Source organism: Winogradskyella pelagia (assembly GCF_017581965.1).
Classification (GTDB): Bacteria; Bacteroidota; Bacteroidia; order Flavobacteriales; family Flavobacteriaceae; genus Winogradskyella; species Winogradskyella pelagia.
The window spans coordinates 60,352-78,670 of record NZ_JAGEVF010000003.1; the positions used below are offsets into that span (position 1 = coordinate 60,352).

16 protein-coding genes are annotated in these 18,319 nt (G+C 34.5%); 9 read left to right on the forward strand and 7 right to left on the reverse strand.

Annotation, left to right across the window (positions count from 1 at the left end; genetic code table 11):
- Positions 1 to 56: 56 nt before the first annotated feature.
- Positions 57 to 1,403 carry a tRNA (N(6)-L-threonylcarbamoyladenosine(37)-C(2))-methylthiotransferase MtaB gene (gene mtaB, locus J4050_RS04735; protein ID WP_208152815.1) on the reverse strand — a complete coding sequence of 449 codons (1,347 nt, stop codon included), beginning with the start codon at positions 1,401 to 1,403 and terminating at the stop codon, positions 57 to 59.
- Between the two features lie 45 nt (positions 1,404 to 1,448).
- Between mtaB and J4050_RS04740 the strand changes: the two genes are divergently transcribed.
- Positions 1,449 to 3,071 carry an ABC transporter substrate-binding protein gene (locus tag J4050_RS04740; RefSeq protein ID WP_208152816.1) on the forward strand — a complete coding sequence of 541 codons (1,623 nt, stop codon included), beginning with the start codon at positions 1,449 to 1,451 and terminating at the stop codon, positions 3,069 to 3,071.
- On the opposite strand, the gene J4050_RS04745 is transcribed toward J4050_RS04740, so the two are convergent.
- From J4050_RS04745 to J4050_RS04755, 3 genes are all read right to left on the reverse strand, one after another.
- Positions 3,061 to 3,969 carry a TolB-like translocation protein gene (locus J4050_RS04745; RefSeq protein WP_208152817.1) on the reverse strand — a complete coding sequence of 303 codons (909 nt, stop codon included), beginning with the start codon at positions 3,967 to 3,969 and terminating at the stop codon, positions 3,061 to 3,063. The genes J4050_RS04740 and J4050_RS04745 overlap by 11 nt on opposite strands.
- A 2-nt stretch (positions 3,970 to 3,971) precedes the next feature.
- Positions 3,972 to 5,147 carry a GlmU family protein gene (locus tag J4050_RS04750; protein ID WP_208152818.1) on the reverse strand — a complete coding sequence of 392 codons (1,176 nt, stop codon included), beginning with the start codon at positions 5,145 to 5,147 and terminating at the stop codon, positions 3,972 to 3,974.
- A gap of 105 nt (positions 5,148 to 5,252) precedes the next feature.
- Complete coding sequence (locus J4050_RS04755; protein WP_208152819.1) at positions 5,253 to 5,504, reverse strand: type B 50S ribosomal protein L31; 252 nt, start codon at positions 5,502 to 5,504, stop codon at positions 5,253 to 5,255.
- 160 nt (positions 5,505 to 5,664) lie between these two features.
- Here J4050_RS04755 and J4050_RS04760 point away from each other — a divergent pair, with 160 nt between their 5' ends.
- From J4050_RS04760 to J4050_RS04790, 7 genes are all read left to right on the forward strand, one after another.
- Positions 5,665 to 6,195, forward strand: a complete 531-nt coding sequence (locus J4050_RS04760) for a DUF4199 domain-containing protein (protein WP_208152821.1) — start codon at positions 5,665 to 5,667, stop codon at positions 6,193 to 6,195.
- Positions 6,196 to 6,241: 46 nt separating this feature from the next.
- Positions 6,242 to 7,192 (forward strand): glycosyltransferase family 2 protein, encoded by a 951-nt coding sequence (locus J4050_RS04765; protein WP_208152823.1) that lies wholly within the window; start codon positions 6,242 to 6,244, stop codon positions 7,190 to 7,192.
- 74 nt (positions 7,193 to 7,266) lie between these two features.
- Positions 7,267 to 8,994 (forward strand): phospho-sugar mutase, encoded by a 1,728-nt coding sequence (locus J4050_RS04770; RefSeq protein WP_208152825.1) that lies wholly within the window; start codon positions 7,267 to 7,269, stop codon positions 8,992 to 8,994.
- A gap of 3 nt (positions 8,995 to 8,997) precedes the next feature.
- Positions 8,998 to 10,824: an ABC transporter ATP-binding protein gene (locus J4050_RS04775; protein ID WP_208152827.1), complete on the forward strand. Its 1,827-nt coding sequence runs from the start codon at positions 8,998 to 9,000 to the stop codon at positions 10,822 to 10,824.
- Positions 10,825 to 11,113: 289 nt separating this feature from the next.
- Positions 11,114 to 11,656: an RNA polymerase sigma factor gene (locus J4050_RS04780; protein ID WP_208152829.1), complete on the forward strand. Its 543-nt coding sequence runs from the start codon at positions 11,114 to 11,116 to the stop codon at positions 11,654 to 11,656.
- A gap of 63 nt (positions 11,657 to 11,719) precedes the next feature.
- A complete protein-coding gene (locus J4050_RS04785; protein WP_208152831.1) occupies positions 11,720 to 12,220 on the forward strand; it encodes a hypothetical protein in 501 nt (166 codons plus the stop codon).
- An 11-nt stretch (positions 12,221 to 12,231) separates the two neighbouring features.
- Positions 12,232 to 12,687 (forward strand): hypothetical protein, encoded by a 456-nt coding sequence (locus J4050_RS04790; RefSeq protein ID WP_208152833.1) that lies wholly within the window; start codon positions 12,232 to 12,234, stop codon positions 12,685 to 12,687.
- A 29-nt stretch (positions 12,688 to 12,716) separates the two neighbouring features.
- Here the strand turns inward: J4050_RS04790 and J4050_RS04795 are convergent, their stop codons facing one another.
- The 3 genes from J4050_RS04795 to J4050_RS04805 form a co-directional block, all read right to left on the reverse strand.
- On the reverse strand, positions 12,717 to 13,799 hold the full coding sequence (locus J4050_RS04795) for a WD40/YVTN/BNR-like repeat-containing protein (RefSeq protein WP_208152836.1): 1,083 nt from the start codon (positions 13,797 to 13,799) through the stop codon (positions 12,717 to 12,719).
- 77 nt (positions 13,800 to 13,876) lie between these two features.
- On the reverse strand, positions 13,877 to 14,581 hold the full coding sequence (locus J4050_RS04800) for a LytR/AlgR family response regulator transcription factor (RefSeq protein ID WP_208152838.1): 705 nt from the start codon (positions 14,579 to 14,581) through the stop codon (positions 13,877 to 13,879).
- A gap of 5 nt (positions 14,582 to 14,586) precedes the next feature.
- Positions 14,587 to 15,603, reverse strand: coding sequence for a sensor histidine kinase (locus tag J4050_RS04805; protein WP_208152840.1), 1,017 nt, complete (start codon positions 15,601 to 15,603; stop codon positions 14,587 to 14,589).
- A 211-nt stretch (positions 15,604 to 15,814) separates the two neighbouring features.
- Between J4050_RS04805 and J4050_RS04810 the strand changes: the two genes are divergently transcribed.
- Positions 15,815 to 18,280, forward strand: coding sequence for a TonB-dependent receptor (locus J4050_RS04810; protein WP_208152842.1), 2,466 nt, complete (start codon positions 15,815 to 15,817; stop codon positions 18,278 to 18,280).
- Positions 18,281 to 18,319 lie beyond the last annotated feature (39 nt).

An 18,319-nucleotide genomic window follows, 5' to 3' on the forward strand; every position in this document is an offset into this window, starting at 1 on the left:
ATTTTAAATGATTTTAAACAGAAACCCAAAGCAGCATTGTTTTGGGTTTTTTGTTTTTAAAGCACCTCCGCATTTACAAAATCAAAACGCACCAATCCGTCATCATCAATTTTAGTCAGTACTACCTTATGTAAGGTATTAACTAATTCAGGGTTCCAAGGAGCTTTTACCTTTATGTAATTCTCTGTATAGCCATGTATATAACCGCTCTTATTCTCTCCTTCAAAAAGTACGGTGCGTTCAGAATTTAATTGGCTTTCATAGAAAGCTCGTCTTTTCTTAGCAGATAGCCCTCGCAACATTTTGCTACGCTTAGCCCGAACTTTTTTAGACACCACACCATCCATTTCTGCAGCTTCTGTATTTTCACGCTCGGAGTAGGTAAAAACATGTAAATAAGAAATATCTAAATCATTTAAGAAATTATAAGTTTCTAAAAAATGGTCTTCCGTCTCTCCAGGAAATCCAACAATAACGTCTACGCCAATGCAGCTATGTGGCATTACCGCTTTTATTTTTGTCACTCTGTCCCGATATAGTTCCCTAAGATAGCGACGTTTCATTTTTTTGAGAATGGCATTGCTCCCACTCTGCATAGGTACATGAAAATGCGGAACGAAAGCCCTGGACTTAGACACTAAATCTATGGTTTCGTTTTTTAATAAATTGGGTTCAATAGAAGAAATTCTAAGACGTTCAATGCCATCAACTTTATCAAGTTCTTTCACTAAATCCAAAAACGTGTGCTCGTGCTTTTTATTGCCAAACTCACCTTTACCATAGTCTCCAATATTTACACCTGTAAGCACAATCTCTTTTATACCTTTTTTAGAAATCTGGTTTGCATTCTTAATTACATTTTCCATAGTATCGCTGCGAGATATTCCTCTAGCTAAAGGTATTGTACAATACGTGCATTTATAATCGCATCCATCTTGCACCTTAAGAAAGGCCCGAGTCCTATCACCATAAGAGTAGCTTCCTACATAAAAATCAGCCTCTTTAATTTCACAAGAATGAATCTGACCGCCATTTTTATTGCGCTCAGGAGTATTTAGCAACTCATTAATGTAGTAGTTCACATTAAATTTTTCTGTAGCACCTAAAACTAAATCTACACCTTCAACATCTGCCAAATCTTGCGGTTTTAATTGCGCATAACAACCTATTGCGGCAACAAAAGCATCTGGATTAACTTGTTGTGCTTGCCTTACAATGGTCTTAAATCGCCTATCTGCATTTTCAGTAACCGAACAGGTATTGATAACATAGATGTCTGCCTTATCTTTAAAGGCCACACGATTATAGCCCTCATCCTCAAACTTCCTAGAAATAGTAGAGGTTTCAGAAAAATTGAGCTTACAACCTAAGGTGTAAAATGCGACTTTTTTTGTTGGCTTCATTCTCGTATTTTTACCAAGATGGCAAATTTACAACATATAAGTAATATGCTAAAACAAAGAAGCGTCTCTGTTAGAGTCTTAATTCTCCTTTTGATTTCATCCTTTATCTTTTCATGTGGCTCTAACAACAAAAGCCAAAGGGATAATCTTGTCTTTAGATATAACGAACATAAAAATATTGGATCCTTAGACCCTGCCTTTTCAAAAGATCTAGCAGATATTTGGGCAACGCACCAATTGTTTAATGGCTTGGTACAAATGAATGATGAGCTAAATGTCAAACCGTGTATTGCCAAGGCTTGGACTGTAACGGATAGTGCAAGGACGTACACCTTTAATTTGAGAAAGGACGTTACATTCCACAAACATCACTTATTTGGGAACGACTCAACAAGATATGTTAAAGCGAGTGATTTTGTTTACAGTTTTAATAGGTTAGCTGATAAAGATTTAGCCTCTCCTGGCAGTTGGGTATTAAATAAGGTAAAACGGTTTTCTGCCGTCAACGACTCTACATTTCAAATTCAGTTAAAACAGCCATTTCCTGGTTTTTTGGGCCTACTTACCATGAAATATTGCTCAGTAGTACCTAAAGAAATAGTGAGCTATTATGGCAAAGACTTTAGGTCGCACCCTGTAGGAACAGGTCCTTTTCAGTTTAAACGCTGGGAAGAAAATATTAAACTCGTTTTTAGAAAAAATCCCAATTATTTTGAATTGGACAACAACGGTACTCAACTACCCTATTTAGAAGCTGTTTCTATTACGTTCTTACCAGATAAGCAGAGTGAATTTTTACAATTTGCCCAGGGTAATATCGATTTTGTTTCTGGACTAGACACTTCTTATAAAGATGAGATATTAACTGCTCAAGGTAACTTAAAATCTAGCTATAAGAATGACGTTAACATGATTCGTGGGCCTTATCTAAATACAGAATATTTAGCCTTTTTGATGGATTCTGACGTTGATGAAATTAAATCAGCTCCGTTACGAAAAGCTATCAATATAGGCTTTGACAGAACTAAAATGATGACCTATCTGCGCAATGGTATTGGTCTCCCAGCTAATGGTGGTTTTATCCCCAAGGGTTTGCCAGGATTTGACGAAGCCATCGGTTACCGTTATAATCCAGAATTAGCTAAAAACTTAATCAATGCCTACAAGGCAAAAACGGGTATTGATAACCCAGAAATTACATTAACTACCACAAGTAATTATCTAGACTTTTGTGAGTTTATACAAAGAGAACTTCAAAAAATTGGTCTTGAAGTCACTGTTGATGTAGTACCAGCATCTACGTTAAAAGATGCTAAGGCCAACGGTCAATTAGATTTTTTTAGAGCCAGTTGGATTGCTGACTATCCTGATGCCGAAAATTACCTTTCCTTATTCTACAGTAAAAACTTTGCTCCAGATGGCCCGAACTATTCCCACTACAGTAATTCAACTTATGATGCTTTATATGAAGCTTCATATTTAGAAACAGATGTTGAAAAACGAAAGACTTTATATACTAAAATGGACTCTTTAGTAATGTCGGCTGCACCAGTAGTTCCTCTATTTTATGATGAAGTAGTACGATTTACGAGAACGTCTATTTCAGGGCTAGGAATCAATCCTGTAAATCTTCTAGAATTAAAGGCTGTAAAAAAGTCTAAAAATTAAAAAAGTAGTACAAATCATCACCACCTTCTCCCTTTAATCTTCTCGACGATAAATACCCTGTAGTTGAATCATCGTTTAAGAAAAAAGAAAAATCATCGCCTTTACTGTTTATTGGTTCTTCTAATGAAACTGGCACCTGCTGTTCATCAACAGAATTTAAATCATAACTGTAAATGTCTAAACCTCCTTTTCCACCTCTTCTATCAGAAGAGAAGTATAATTTGTTGTCAGCACTAACAAAAGGAAAAATCTCAGTTCTAGAAGAATTGATAGTTTCGTTCAGTTTAATGATTTCTCCATAATTTTCATGTTCAGAAGATACAGAAACCTTGTATAAATCTGATTTGCCTTTAGTTCCTCTAATATCTGCAATAAAATAAAGCGTTCTACCATCTGGACTAAGTGCTGGATGCGCAAAATTGTTATTAGGATCACAAAAAGGAAGTGCAGTGAAATTGGTCCAACCTTTCCCTTCTTCATACTCAGCACGCTGAATTAATAGATTGTAAGTTGTGATACCTTTTAACTTGTTAGTGCCCTTACCACTATGATTAGTGGTGAAATACATAAATTTTCCATCTTTTGAAAATGTCGCTGCAGACATATTAAACTGCCCAAGCTCTGTTTTATCTATAGGTTTAGAATCAATAAGTTCACCGTTACTATTTGGTTTGGCCGTATACATAGTGTATACAAAACCCGAATACTTGTCCTTAATTGGTCTGCCGCGTTTTGTTGTAAGGTTATGGCTATAATATACTACGTCGCCTACTTGCCTTGCGGCAAAGTGGTCTAGGTCAGAATTTAAACTTAAATTTTTAACTTCAACCTCATTCCGCTGTGAAAAACACAACGTCGTTATTAGTAGGAAAATGCTTGTAATTTGGGATGTCTTCATATTTATTCTCTTCTATAGGTCTTTGTCTCTTCAAAAACATGCTCTAAAATCGCTCTGTCTTTGTTTGTAAAGGCTTCGTTGCGTCTAGACATAACCACCGCAGCAACTTCAAAAGCTTTACTGGTTTTGTAGGTTACAAAACCTTTGCTTCCACCCCAAGAAAAACTTGGAACAAAATTTCTTGGAAAGCCACTACCAAAGATATTGGCACTTACCCCAACAACTGTACCAGTATTAAACATAGTGTTAATGCCGCACTTACTGTGATCTCCCATCATAAGCCCACAGAACTGAAGTCCTGTTTTAGCAAAACCTCCAGACTTATAATCCCACAGTCTAACTTCAGCGTAATTATTCTTAAGATTACTATTATTGGTATCTGCTCCTAAATTGCACCACTCCCCTAGTACAGAATTTCCAAGAAAACCATCATGGCCCTTGTTAGAAAAACCAAATAACACTGAGTTATTAACCTCACCACCTACTTTACAGTGAGGGCCAATTGTGGTTGGTCCATAAATTTTTGAAGCTAATTTCACGGTTGCATTATGGCAAAGAGCAAAGGGCCCGCGAATAACTGAACCCTCCATAATTTCTGAATCCTTACCAATATAGATTGGACCATTGCTTGCATTTAGAGTGACAAAGTTCAATTCTGCACCATTCTCTATAAAAATATTCTCAGGGTTAATTGCGTTTACGGTAGAAGGAATAGGCTGTGACGTTTTTGAAGCAGTCATCAACTGAAAATCATCAGCAATCGCGGCTCCATTCTTAGAAAAGATATCCCAAGTATATTCTATTTTAAGAATCTCTCCTTGAAATTCTACAGCTTCAAATTTTGAGAAATCAGAAACTTCCTCACCTTCTTTCACAAAAAAGGCTATAACATCTTCGTCTTTAAATATGGCCTGATTATGCTTTAAATTCTTGATCTGTTCAACAGCCTCAAGATTAGGAAGGAATGAAGCATTTATCATAATATTCTCTTCCATTTCTACCATTGGAAATTTAACAGATAGGTAATCTTCAGTGACAGTAGTAGTGGTATATTCTAAATAAGATTCCCATTTTTGGCGAATAGTTAAGATGCCTACCCTTATTTCTGCAACAGGTCTGGTAAACGTAAAAGGCAATAAATTATTACGATATGGCCCGTCAAATAATATATAGTTCATAATACTGCAGCTTCAAATGGTTACTCAAATGTAGTTGAATTGATTAAAACAAAAAAGCCTTTCAGTTGAGTGAAAGGCTTTTTCGTTAATCCGGTTATAAGATTACTATTTTTTAAACTTGGCGTATTTGTTTTTAAACTTGTCAATACGACCAGCTGTATCTACCAACTTAGACTTACCTGTATAATACGGATGTGACGTTCTAGAAATTTCCAATTTCACTAATGGATAATCTACACCATCAACATCAATCGTTTCATTAGTTTCAACCGTAGATTTAGCTAAAAAAACATCGTCGTTTGACATGTCTTTAAAAGCTACTATTCTAAAATTTTCTGGATGTATTCCTGCTTTCATCACTAAAGTCTTTAAATAATATTCGATTTTTTCGAGGTGCAAATTTAATTATTTTTTAGAATATTGCAATTATTTATGTTTAATTTATTTCATAATACTTGTGTAACATTTATGTATCTTTAGGTACTAACTAAGCGAATAACTAAAATCAACTATACAAATGGAAAAATCATTACGTTCGTCGGCAGTACAATATGGTCTATATGTAGGGCTTATTCTGTCAGCATTTACAATTGTGGCATATGCTGTTAATTTAGAATTATTGACTAAGTGGTGGCTAGGTATTATTTTATTTCTTGTAATTATAATTATGGGCATTGTTTCAACTGCAAAAGCCAGAGGTTTATTAAATGGATTTATATCATTTAAACAGGCTTTTACCGCTTGGTTTATTACCATTGTTGTAGGGATTGGTATTAGTACTCTAGTTAATATCTTAATTTTTAATGTCATCGATCCAGAAGCTGCTGAAATGGTTAAACAAGCAAGTATTGAGGCTTCAGTTTTGATGATGGAGAACTTTGGCGCACCACAAGAAACAATTGACCAAACAATTGCTGAAATAGAAAAGACCAACCAATTTGCAGTAGGCAACCTATTAAAATCCTTAGCGTTCCAGTTCTTGTTCTACGCGGTTATTGGTTTAATTGTTGCCTTGATTATGAAAAAATCAGACCCAGACGCAGCTTAAAATTTATTGGTTATTTTTGAGGTCAAATAGATTTTGACACCAACGTATGGACATATCAGTAGTTATACCGCTACTTAACGAGGAGGAATCCTTAAACGAATTATACGATTGGATTGCATCTGTGATGCAGTCCAATTCCTTTTCCTATGAAATTTTATTTATTGACGATGGAAGTACTGACAATTCGTGGGAGATTATTGAAGCCTTATGTCAGAATCATAAAGAGGTTAAAGGCATTCGTTTTTTAAAGAACTTTGGCAAATCTCAAGCCCTTCATGCCGGTTTTGAAAAAGCCACTGGAGACGTAGTTATAACCATGGATGCAGATTTGCAAGATAATCCAGAAGAAATTCCAGAGTTATTTCAATTGGTTACTAAAGAAGGTTATGATTTGGTTTCTGGTTGGAAAAAGAAACGTTTTGACTCTGTTATTACAAAAAACCTACCATCAAAATTATTTAATTGGGCTGCAAGGCGCACCTCCGGTGTTCATCTACACGACTTTAATTGTGGCTTAAAAGCGTATAAACAATCTGTAGTAAAACATATTGATGTTTACGGTGAGATGCACCGCTATATTCCAGTTTTAGCAAAAAATGCTGGGTTTAACAACATTGGTGAAAAAATTGTGAAACATCAAGCACGAAAATATGGCAAAACTAAATTTGGAATGAGCCGGTTTATTAATGGTTTTTTAGATCTTATAACGGTTTGGTTCATTTCCCGATTTGGACGCAGGCCAATGCATTTATTCGGAGCTTTGGGAGTTTTAATGTTTCTCATTGGATTTGGCTTTGCGTTTTATCTTGGTGTAGACAAGTTATTTATAAATCCAACAGGACGTCTTATAACCCAACGTCCACAGTTCTATATCGCCCTATCCACCATGGTAATTGGGTCGCAGTTTTTTATTGCCGGATTTTTAGGTGAGCTTATATTACGATCAAAAAAACAACAGAAACGCTATCTGATTAAAGATTCAATAAATTTACCTTAATTTTTTCAGATAATAATCTTAACATAAAATCCTAATGTAGTAATTGATTAAATTTACACTACAATTTTAATATCATGATTTATATAAAACCTGAGATTTTAGACCGAGTCAATTCTTGGTTAACCCCTGTATTTGATGAAAAAATTCAAAAAGAAATTAAACACCTAATAGCCTCAAATCCAAAAGACCTAGAGGAAAGTTTTTACAAGGATTTAGAATTTGGTACTGGAGGTATGCGAGGGATTATGGGACCTGGCACAAATCGGATTAACAAATACACACTAGGAAAAAACACACAGGGATTAAGTAATTACCTCAAGGCATACTTCCCAGATGACGCTTTAAAAGTGGCCATTGCCTATGATTGCAGGCACAATAGTAAGGCTTTTGGAAAAATCGTAGCTGATGTATTTTCTGCAAACGGTATTAAAGTGTACTTATTTGAGGATTTGCGACCTACTCCGGAGTTATCATTTGCGTTAAAATATCTTAATTGCCATTGCGGAATTGTATTAACGGCTTCTCACAATCCTCCAGAGTATAACGGTTATAAAGTGTATTGGCAAGATGGCGGACAATTAGTGCCTCCGCAAGATAAAGAAATCGTTAATGAAATTAATTCTCTTAGCTATTCTGACATTGCATTTGATGCCAATCTTAATCTAATAGAATATATAGGGAAAGAAATAGATGATATTTTTATAAATGAATCTATAAAAAATGGAAGCGCAAATACCTCATCGGAGGCAAAAGAGAATTTAAACATAGTATTTACCTCATTGCACGGAACTTCAATAATGTCTATTCCAGAAACATTACAACGCGCTGGTTACACCAGTGTGAATATCGTCGAAGAACAACGCAATCCAAATGGTGATTTTCCTACTGTAACATCCCCAAATCCCGAAGAACCAGAAGCTCTTAAAATGGCTATGGAATTGGCTGAGAAAACCAATGGTGATATTGTCATTGGCACCGATCCAGATTGTGACCGTTTAGGTGTTGTGGTTAGAAATCTAGAAAATGAATTGGTAATCCTAAATGGAAACCAAACCATGATGTTAATGACAGACTTTCTGTTGAAGCAATGGAGGAATTCTGGTAAAATTAAAGGAAAAGAGTTTGTAGCCTCTACTATCGTCTCAACGCCTATGATGTCAGTTTTAGCTGAGGCATATAACGTAGAATGTAAAATAGGTCTTACGGGTTTTAAGTGGATAGCAAAAATGATCAAAGACTTCCCAGAATTAGATTTTATTGGTGGTGGTGAAGAGAGTTTTGGTTATATGGTTGGCGATTTTGTAAGAGATAAGGATGCTGTAACATCTACACTTCTGGCTTGTGAAATTGCGGCACAAGCCAAAGAAAAGGGCAAGACCATGTATGAAGAGTTGATTGACCTATACATAAAACACGGCTTCTATAAAGAGCGGTTAATATCCTTGACAAAAAAAGGAATTGAAGGTGCTACTGAAATTCAGCAAATGATGATTGACGCTAGAGAACACCCTTTAAAAAAGGTTAATGGTTCTAAAGTAATTCGGATTGAGGATTACCAATTATCTATTGCAAAAGATTTTATCGAAGGAACAGAACAATCTATTGAGATACCTAAATCCAATGTATTGATTTATTATACTGAAGATGGTAGTAAAATTGCATTAAGACCAAGTGGAACCGAACCAAAAATTAAATTCTACATTAGTGTTAACGCCAAATTAGTCAATATGTCTGATTTTGAACAAACGGAGCAATTTTTGGAAAACCGTATTGAAGCTATCCTGAAGGATATGAATTTATAATAGATGAATTATATAAAAAAACTTATCCCTTTTGCCCTGCCCTACAAAAGGTACGCCTATCTCAATATCTTCTTTAATGTTTTATATGCCTTATTTAGCACTTTATCCTTCGTAGCGTTAATACCTGTTTTTAAAGTTATTTTTAGTGATCAGCGTGTGGTGACAAACAAACCACAGTGGCAAGGTTGGTTTGAGCTTCAGAGCTATGGCGAGGACTATTTAAATTATATCATTGTAGATAGCATTGAGAAGTATGGAGATTTTAAGGTGTTAATGATTATGGTTGCTATAATCATTAGCATGTTTCTTTTAAAAAATCTTTCAAACTATTTCGCCATGTACTTTATCACATTTTTAAGAAATGGCGTATTAAAAGATTTAAGAAATAAACTTTATAACAAAATCGTTAGCTTACCTCTAGCCTTTTATTCGGAGAAATCTAAAGGCGATACCATTTCTAGGGTCAGTGGTGATGTCGACGAAGTAAGAAATTCATTTTTAGCCATCTTAGAAATGATAGTTAGAGAACCTTTAACCATATTGTTCTCCTTGGTTACTATGCTTATTTTGAGCTTAAAGCTTACAGTATTTGTCTTAATATTTATACCGCTTTCTGGTTTTTTAATTTCAAGAATCGGCAAATCTTTAAAGAAAGGCTCTTTAAACGTGCAAACTGAGCAAGGTGTTTTTCTATCGGTATTAGAAGAAACCATGACTGGCCTGAGAATTATAAAGGCTTTCAATGTAGAGAAAATGTTCTCCAAGAAGTTTGAAGACAGCAATGAGCGCTTTTACACCTACTCTAACAGCCTGCTTAACAGGCAAAATTTGGCATCACCTTTAAGTGAGTTACTAGGTATCATTGTTATTGGTATTTTATTGGTTTATGGTGGTTACTTGGTATTCATAGACCAAACCATGGATGCGAGTTTCTTTGTAGGTTATATCACCTTAGCCTATAATATTTTAACACCGGCTAAAGCTATTTCAAAAGCTAGTTATAGCGTTAAACGTGGTGATGGTGCCGCTAACAGAATCTTAGAGTTCCTGGAAACTGACGTGAGCATTAAAGAAGCGGAAAATCCAATTGAAAAAGACAGCTTCGAAAAAGAATTGGCCTTAGAGCACGTGTCTTTTAAATATGAAGACGAGTATGTTCTTAAAGACTTCAATTTAACAATACCTAAAGGGAAAGCTATTGCATTAGTGGGACAATCTGGTAGTGGCAAAAGTACAATAGCCAATTTAGTAACACGTTTCTATGACGTTAATGAAGGCCATATATCTATAGACGGTGTTAATATCAAAGCCTTGTCTAAAAAATCACTTAGAGATTTTTTAGGTCTGGTAAATCAAGATTCTATTCTTTTTAATGATACGATTGCCAATAACCTTAAAGTAGGTAAAGAAGACGCCAATGAAAAAGAAATGATTGAGGCTTTAAAAGTGGCTAATGCTTGGGAGTTTGTAAAAGATTTACCAAAAGGCATACACACAAATATTGGTGATGGAGGAGGAAAAATATCGGGAGGTCAAAAACAACGCATAAATATTGCAAGAGCGGTATTAAAAAACCCTCCTATAATGATTCTCGATGAGGCAACTTCTGCTCTAGATACAGAAAGTGAGAAATTGGTTCAAGATGCGCTAGAAAATATGATGAAAAACAGAACATCAATTGTTATTGCACATCGATTATCTACTATACAAAATGCAGACCTAATTGTAGTGATGCAAAAAGGTGAAATAGCCGAAAAAGGAACACACACCGCATTACTTAAGAAAAATGGTATCTACAAGAAATTAGTAGAGATGCAAAGTTTCGATTAAGCACATAAAAAATACACAATGAAAAAGGATGCACTGTTACGTGCATCCTTCTCTTTTGTTACCAGATTTGGGGACACTGGTAACGGTTAATAGGTTAAGCAGGTCAAACATATAACAAAAAAGTATACCAAACAAGAAAAATATGCATTTTATCGTATTTTTATTACATTTTATCGATAATATTTAACTTATTTATTTGATTATAAGTTACTTACGTTTTTTAAAAAAAATTTCACTTTTTTATTAAACTTTAAATGTTTTATTTGGTCTAAGAGTAAACGCGAATTATTTGACCAGTGAATCTCAATTTATAACGCGGTTGCAAAATCCGGCATCCAAAGAAACAGCCTTTAGAGAACTTTTAAATCTTTACAAGGAGCGGTTATATTGGCATATTAGAAAGATTGTAGTTAGTCATGACGATGCTGATGATGTTCTTCAAAACACCTTTATTAAAGTGTATAGAAGTATTGATAATTTCAAAGGAGAAAGCAAATTGTATTCATGGCTCTACAGAATTGCCACGAACGAATCTATAACCTTTATTAAAAAAAATGCAAAGCGATTACAAATTAGCGATGAAGAACATCAAAATAACGCCATTAATAATTTGCAGGCCGATGTTTATTTTGAAGGTGATGAAATCCAATTAAAACTACAACAAGCCATAGCTTCCTTACCACAGAAACAACAGTTAGTATTTAACATGAAATACTTCGACAATATAAAGTATAAGGATATGGCTGAAATTTTAGACACTAGTGAAGGCGCCTTAAAAGCATCATATCATATTGCGGTAAAGAAAATAGAGGGCTTTTTAACTGAAGATTAAACCAAATTGAAAAAACGAAGTCTTATATGTAGATAAGAAGGTTTCAACAAATGAAATCAAACCATGAAAGAGTTTAAATTACATAACGGCAAATCATCGGGTCATAAAGTGCCAAAAGATTACTTTGAGACTTTAGAAAATCGCTTAATGCCAAAGTTGAATCAAATTGAAGGTGCTCAAGGTGTTAAGACAGCGGGGTTTAAAGTGCCAAAGGATTATTTTGATAAAATTGAAGAGCAGATATTAGACAAAGTAAAACAGGATAGCACTCCAGTAGTTCAATTGTCAATGCGCAAAAAACTTTACTATGTAGCAGGTATTGCAGCTGCACTTGTAATCGCGTTTTCTGTCTTTTTAAATAGAGAAAATCCTTCTTCAATTTCGGTAGAAATGGTAGAAACCTACTTTCAGGATAGTAATTTAAACAGTTATGAAATAGCAGAGCTTTTGACTGAAGCAGATTTTTTACAAGAAGACTTTAACTTACTAGAAACAGAGTATAATGAAGATAATTTAGAAAACTATCTCTTAGAGAATGCTGATTTACAATCTATACTAGAATAAAATATACAACCATGAAAAAATTAATCCTTTTAGCCCTAACGCTTACTTACCTTACAGCAAGTTTTGCGCAGGGTGGCGAAAAAATGAGAGAGCGAATAAAAGCACAGAAAGTAGCTTTTATAACAGACAAATTAGACCTTACCCCAAAAGAAGCCACTAAATTTTGGCCAGTTTACAATGCTTTTGAAGATCGTGTTGAGGCTGTACGCACTGGAGACCTGAGAACTATAAAAACAAAAATGAGACAGAATCCAGATATGTCTAATAATGAAGCAGACAAGCTATTGGAAGATCTTATAAAAGCTGAAGATGAAATGTATCAAGCTAAGGTAGATTTAATGAACAATCTAAAAGGTGTTATTTCATCCAAGAAAATAATACGATTAAAACGTGCTGAGGATGAATTCAACCAAAAGCTGTTGGAGCGTCTAAGAGAAATGAGACAGAAACGCGGCCCACGAGATTAATAAAAAGAGAAGCCGAAAGGCTTCTCTTTTTATTCAAAAAACAATTTACTTATCCTTCCTCGTCCTGCAGCATAAGCTGTAAATTCGTCTATAAAACAAATGGTATAATAGGCTTCATCACTTAAATGTTTCCAGGTTTCACCTGCATCATTACTGTAATCTATACCCTTAAATCCTACTGCTACCAGTGCCCTTCCTTTGCTATTGGGAATGTATTGAACACAACTTCGATAACCTGGTCCTTTGCCATTGGCAACAACTCGCCAAGTCTTACCACCATCTGAGGTACTTATTTTATTAGCTAGAGTATCATTTGGTTTGGTGTAATCTCCTCCTATTCCAAAACCAATACTATTGTCATAAAAATCTATGGAGTACAATCCTGTAGTTGATGTCCCTTGTACTATAGGTGTATCAAAAACCTCCCATGAATACCCTTTGTTTGGAGAATACAAAATTCGGCTAGATTTTCCTCCTGTTGCCACCCAAGTTTGGTCGCCGACAATAGCTATATTAGTATCACTTGCTGCAAATGCACCTTCACCAGCTTTAGCTTTAGGTAGGCCGTCGCATGGCAATTTATGCCAGGTTTCACCACCATCACGTGTAATGATAATACTCATACAATCGTCCGTAGCGTCACCTACAGCAATTCCTTCGTTTTCGTTCCAGAAATTCATAGCATCATAAAAAACCTTATCATGATTTTCCTCATAAACCAATTTAGGCGAACTTGATTTTCTGTAAAGCTTATATAGCCTTGCCGGATTTTCGATTGAAAGTGCAAGAAAATCACCATCAACCTCTTCAATAGCTCTAAACTGAAGTGTGTCATTTTCATGAGTGAAAATATTTTTGAAATGATTTTTTCCATTATTCACTGAAAAATTATCAAGATCCAATTTTAATTGTGGATGCAGAGCGTGCCTACCAATATGATCTGCACTTCCATAAAAAATATAATCTTTATTAAAATCCAAGGCCCTTATATTAAGAGTAGAATCTTCTACCAAGTGCTCTATCTCTAAAGTTGAAATGTTCAGGGAACGCTCAAAAGCATCATTACAAGAAAGAATTAGCAATAATAGACAAAGCATAACAAACACCCTCATAAGCAAAATTTGAATTAAAAATGCAATCTAAATAATTACCGTTACAAATCGCAGTGCAACCATTATAATCTATGGATTTACTTTAAAAATTGTTCTGTAAAATCAGCCTTAAAAGCCCTACCTAATGGAATAATATCACCTGAATCTAAATAAATCATGGAACCTGAAAGTTTTAATATTTTTGAAGTATTAATAAGATAAGACTTGTGTACCCTAATAAAACCCATGGCTTGAAGTTCTTTTGCCCAATGTGCTAACGATTCTGTAGATATATACTTTTTATCCTTCACATGGATTTCCGTGTATTCCAAATCAGATTTTATAAAATTAACCTCATCAAGAATTAACCTGATGTAATCATAGCCCGATTTAAAAAAAATGTCTTTAGTTACCGAGACATCTTCTTTAACGACTAGGTCCTTTTTTTCAATGGTGTGGAACGTTTTCAACTTTGATAAGGCTTTTAAAAACCGTTGAAAAGAAAATGGTTTCAGTAAATAATCTACCACATTAAACTCATAGCTCTCTAAAGCATATTCTGAAAAAGCAGTTGTTAGAATAATTTGAGGAGAATTATTTAGGGTCTTTAGAAAGTCTAATCCTGAAATCTTCGGTAGATGAATATCTAAAAATATGAGCTGTACCTCTAGCCTATCAATTTCTGACATGGCCTCAATAGCATTAGAATAGGTACCAACAAGAGTTAAATAACCCACATCTTGTATATATTGCTTAAGCAATCGCTGGGCTGGTAACTGATCTTCTACAATAATGCAATTCATGGTCTCTATTTAGACAAATCCAATTTTAAATTCACAACATAAGTACTGTTTTCTGTATTTATATCTAGTGAATGATTATTTGGATAAATCAAATTTAGCCTCTTTTTTACATTAGTGAGCCCTATACCACTTGAAAGATTACCAAGATAAGATTCGCTTTTAAAATTATTACTGCATTTAAAAACTAATTGTCCATCGTTCCCAACCGAAATAACTATTTTAATTTCTATTTCTTCTGTAACACTAGAAGCACTGTGTTTAAAAGCATTTTCTATAAAAACCATTAAAATCAACGGTGCAATTTTCTTATTCTGGCTGTTGTTTTGAATGATTAAATCAACATCGCCTCGACCTTCAATATGCAATTGATTGAGTTCAACAAAATTTTTGAGCTGGCCCAACTCTTTCTCTAGGGGAACAAATTGCGTTTTGCACTCATATAAAAAGTATCTCAATAGAGAAGACAATCCTAAAATCAATTCTGGAGTTTTAGGTGACTTTTCAACAGCATATGAGTAGAGGTTGTTGAGATTATTAAATAAAAAGTGAGGGTTTATCTGAGATTTTAAAAATTGTAATTCATTCTCTTTTATCGCACCTTTTAACTCATTAACCTCCTTTTGTCTCAGCAAAGCATCCCATGCAAACTTAAATCCCGTTAAAATGGTTAGTGTGGGTAATGTATTTAATAAATTATAAAAAATATTAGAAAATCGCCTTCCACGCGTGTCTGGATAAAAAATCTGTTCTAGAACGAGCTCTTCTATAAGTATAACAGAAAATACTGTAATTATTACTCCTATTGTAAATGCAGCCAAACGATTCCGATACAAAAATTTAGGAAGCAAAAAATAATTTATAAATAGTGCTGCAATAGCAAAGTTCATAAAAAATATTAATTGGTCCCATTCTATTCCAGGAATTTGCTTGTCAAACGCATAAAAAATAAAAACTACAACATTTAAAGCTACAATAAATCCAACTTCTTTTATGGAATTATTTGTGAATTTAATTGAACCCATAACGGATTTATAATAGGTGAATTTATCAAAAGTAACAATTGAACTGATTCTTCAAAGGCAAATGCAATCAATAACACATTTAAACCCATTAAAGTCATAATCAACCCAATAAACAACAGGTGTGCCGATTATTGATAAAGATGAACCGATTCTAGTAATTGATTCAGCATCTGCGTTTTATCAAACTACTTTTATAAAAAACGCTTGAAAAATGATACGGTTCATAAAAATTACAATTCTATTTATTGCTACAACATTGTCTTTGCAGGCAAACAATACTCCAGAAAAGCAAGATTTAATTGATGTTACCGGTAGGGTTATTGATGAAATTTCAGGCATAGGTTTAGAGTTTGCTACAGTGGCATTTTTAGACTTAAACAATAAGGTTATAAATGGAACCATAACAGATAGAGGCGGTAACTATAAAATGAGCATCGAACCTGGTATTTACAACATTAGATTTGAATATATTGGTTTTAAAACACAAACTTTAAAAAATCAGAACCTTCAACAAAATACGCTACTAAAAACCATTAAACTATCTGAAAGTGCAGAGACACTAGATGAAATAGTTGTTAGAGCTGAAACTACAGAGGTAGAAATTAGATTAGACAAAAAGGTTTATAATATTGGAAAGGATTTAACTGTCGGCGGCGCCACTGTGGGAGATGCACTAGATAATGTACCCTCGGTAACAGTAGATGCCGATGGTGCAATATCACTGCGTGGTAACCAAAATGTAAGAATATTAATTAATGGTAGACCGTCTGCTATAGCAGGGTTTGGTTCAACCGACGCTCTACAATCTTTACCCGCAGACGCTATAGAACGTGTAGAAGTCATTACCTCTCCCTCTGCTAGGTATGATGCAGAAGGTACTGCAGGAATATTAAATATTATTCTAAGAAAAGATAAGGTTTTAGGCTTTAATGGCTCTATACAAGTAAACTATAGAGAACCAACTGGCTATGGTGGAACAGGTAACGTAAATTACCGAACTAAAAAGTTCAATATCTTTAATACAACGAGTTTCAATGTTAGAAATTCTCCTGGCCAAGGTGTTTTTAGAAATCAATTCTTCTCGTCGTCTGTGGTTAATCCTCTCGTTATTGAGACTAGAGATATTGATAGAAACGATGTTAGTCTAAACACTAATTTAGGTATGGAATATTATTTAAATAAAAAGAGCTCCATAACCACCTCCTTTTTCTACTCGGAAGGCGAAGATGAAGACAAAACCATAAATATTACTGACGAATTCAACCCTGACAATGAGCTCGCGGTAACAAGAACACGTATTGAAGACGAAACTGAAGATGACAGTAATTATCAGATTTCATTAAACTATATCAATCGATTTAATGACGATGGACACGTGCTCACGGCAGACCTTCAATATGGAATTGATAACGAAGGTGAAACTTCGCTCATTGCAGAACGAAATACCTTTCCTGCTATTGAGGAACTGCCTTCAGAATTTATTACAACTGATGAGGAGGGTAATGAATTTTTAGCTCAAGTTGACTATGTTTTTCCCATCAATGAAAATCAACAATTTGAGGCTGGATACCGTGGAAATTTTGAGGAAACTACAACAGATTTTGTTGTCAATGAGCAGCTTATTCCCGGTGGGGAATTCATTAAAAACGATAGTTTATCTAATATTTTTACCTATACAGAAAATGTTAATGCGCTCTATACCCAATATGGAAACAAATTTGGCAAATTCTCTTTCCTTGCTGGTCTAAGATTTGAGCATACGAGGTTAGCAGGAGAAGTTAGTGCTGCGGATGTCGACAATGCAGACAACCTTGTAATAAATTTTGATAATGACTATCCTGGTCTTTTTCCAACATTAAATCTTAATTACGAGATAAGTGATAATGAAAATATCACCTTTGGATATAACCGTAGAATAAATCGCCCAAGAGGGAGATTTGTAAACCCTTTTCCATCAAGGTCTAGTGAGGCTAATATTTTCCAAGGAAATCCAAATCTCAACCCTGCATTTGCAAACGCTTTTGACATTGGTTATTTAAAAAAATGGGGCAAAACACTAACCCTAACATCTTCTGTTTACTATCAATTAGAAACCGATGCTTTTGAGCGTATTCAAGAAGATACGGGATTGCAAACACCTAACGGTATTCCTATTATCAGAACCATACCTATAAATCTCAGCACCAATGAACGTATTGGATTTGAATTAGGTTTGCTCTACAACCCAACAAAATGGTTAAGAGTTAATGGAAGTTTTAACTTTTTTCAATTTACAACTGAAGGAGATTTTAACGGCATAGATTACGGTGCACAAAATACAAGTTATTTTTCACGTCTTAGTACTAAGGTTTCTTTACCATACAAAATTGAATGGCAGACTAATGCCATTTACAGAGGCCCAACCAATAATGCCCAAACAAGAAACGAAGACATCCTTTTCTTGAATGTAGCCTTTAGCAAAGATATTTTTAATGATAAAGCTACAATTGCCATCAATATTAGGGACGTTTTCAACTCCAGAAAGCGATTAACATACACCGAAACCGATACCTTTATAAGTGATAGTGAACTACAGTTTAGAGTAAGAACCTTCAATCTTTCTTTTATCTATCGCTTCAATCAAAAGAAAGAGAAAACTCGAAATAATGATCGCGACAATGGGGATGACGATTTTTAAAATCTTTAAGACACTAATTAATTTCTCCAAAGATTGCTA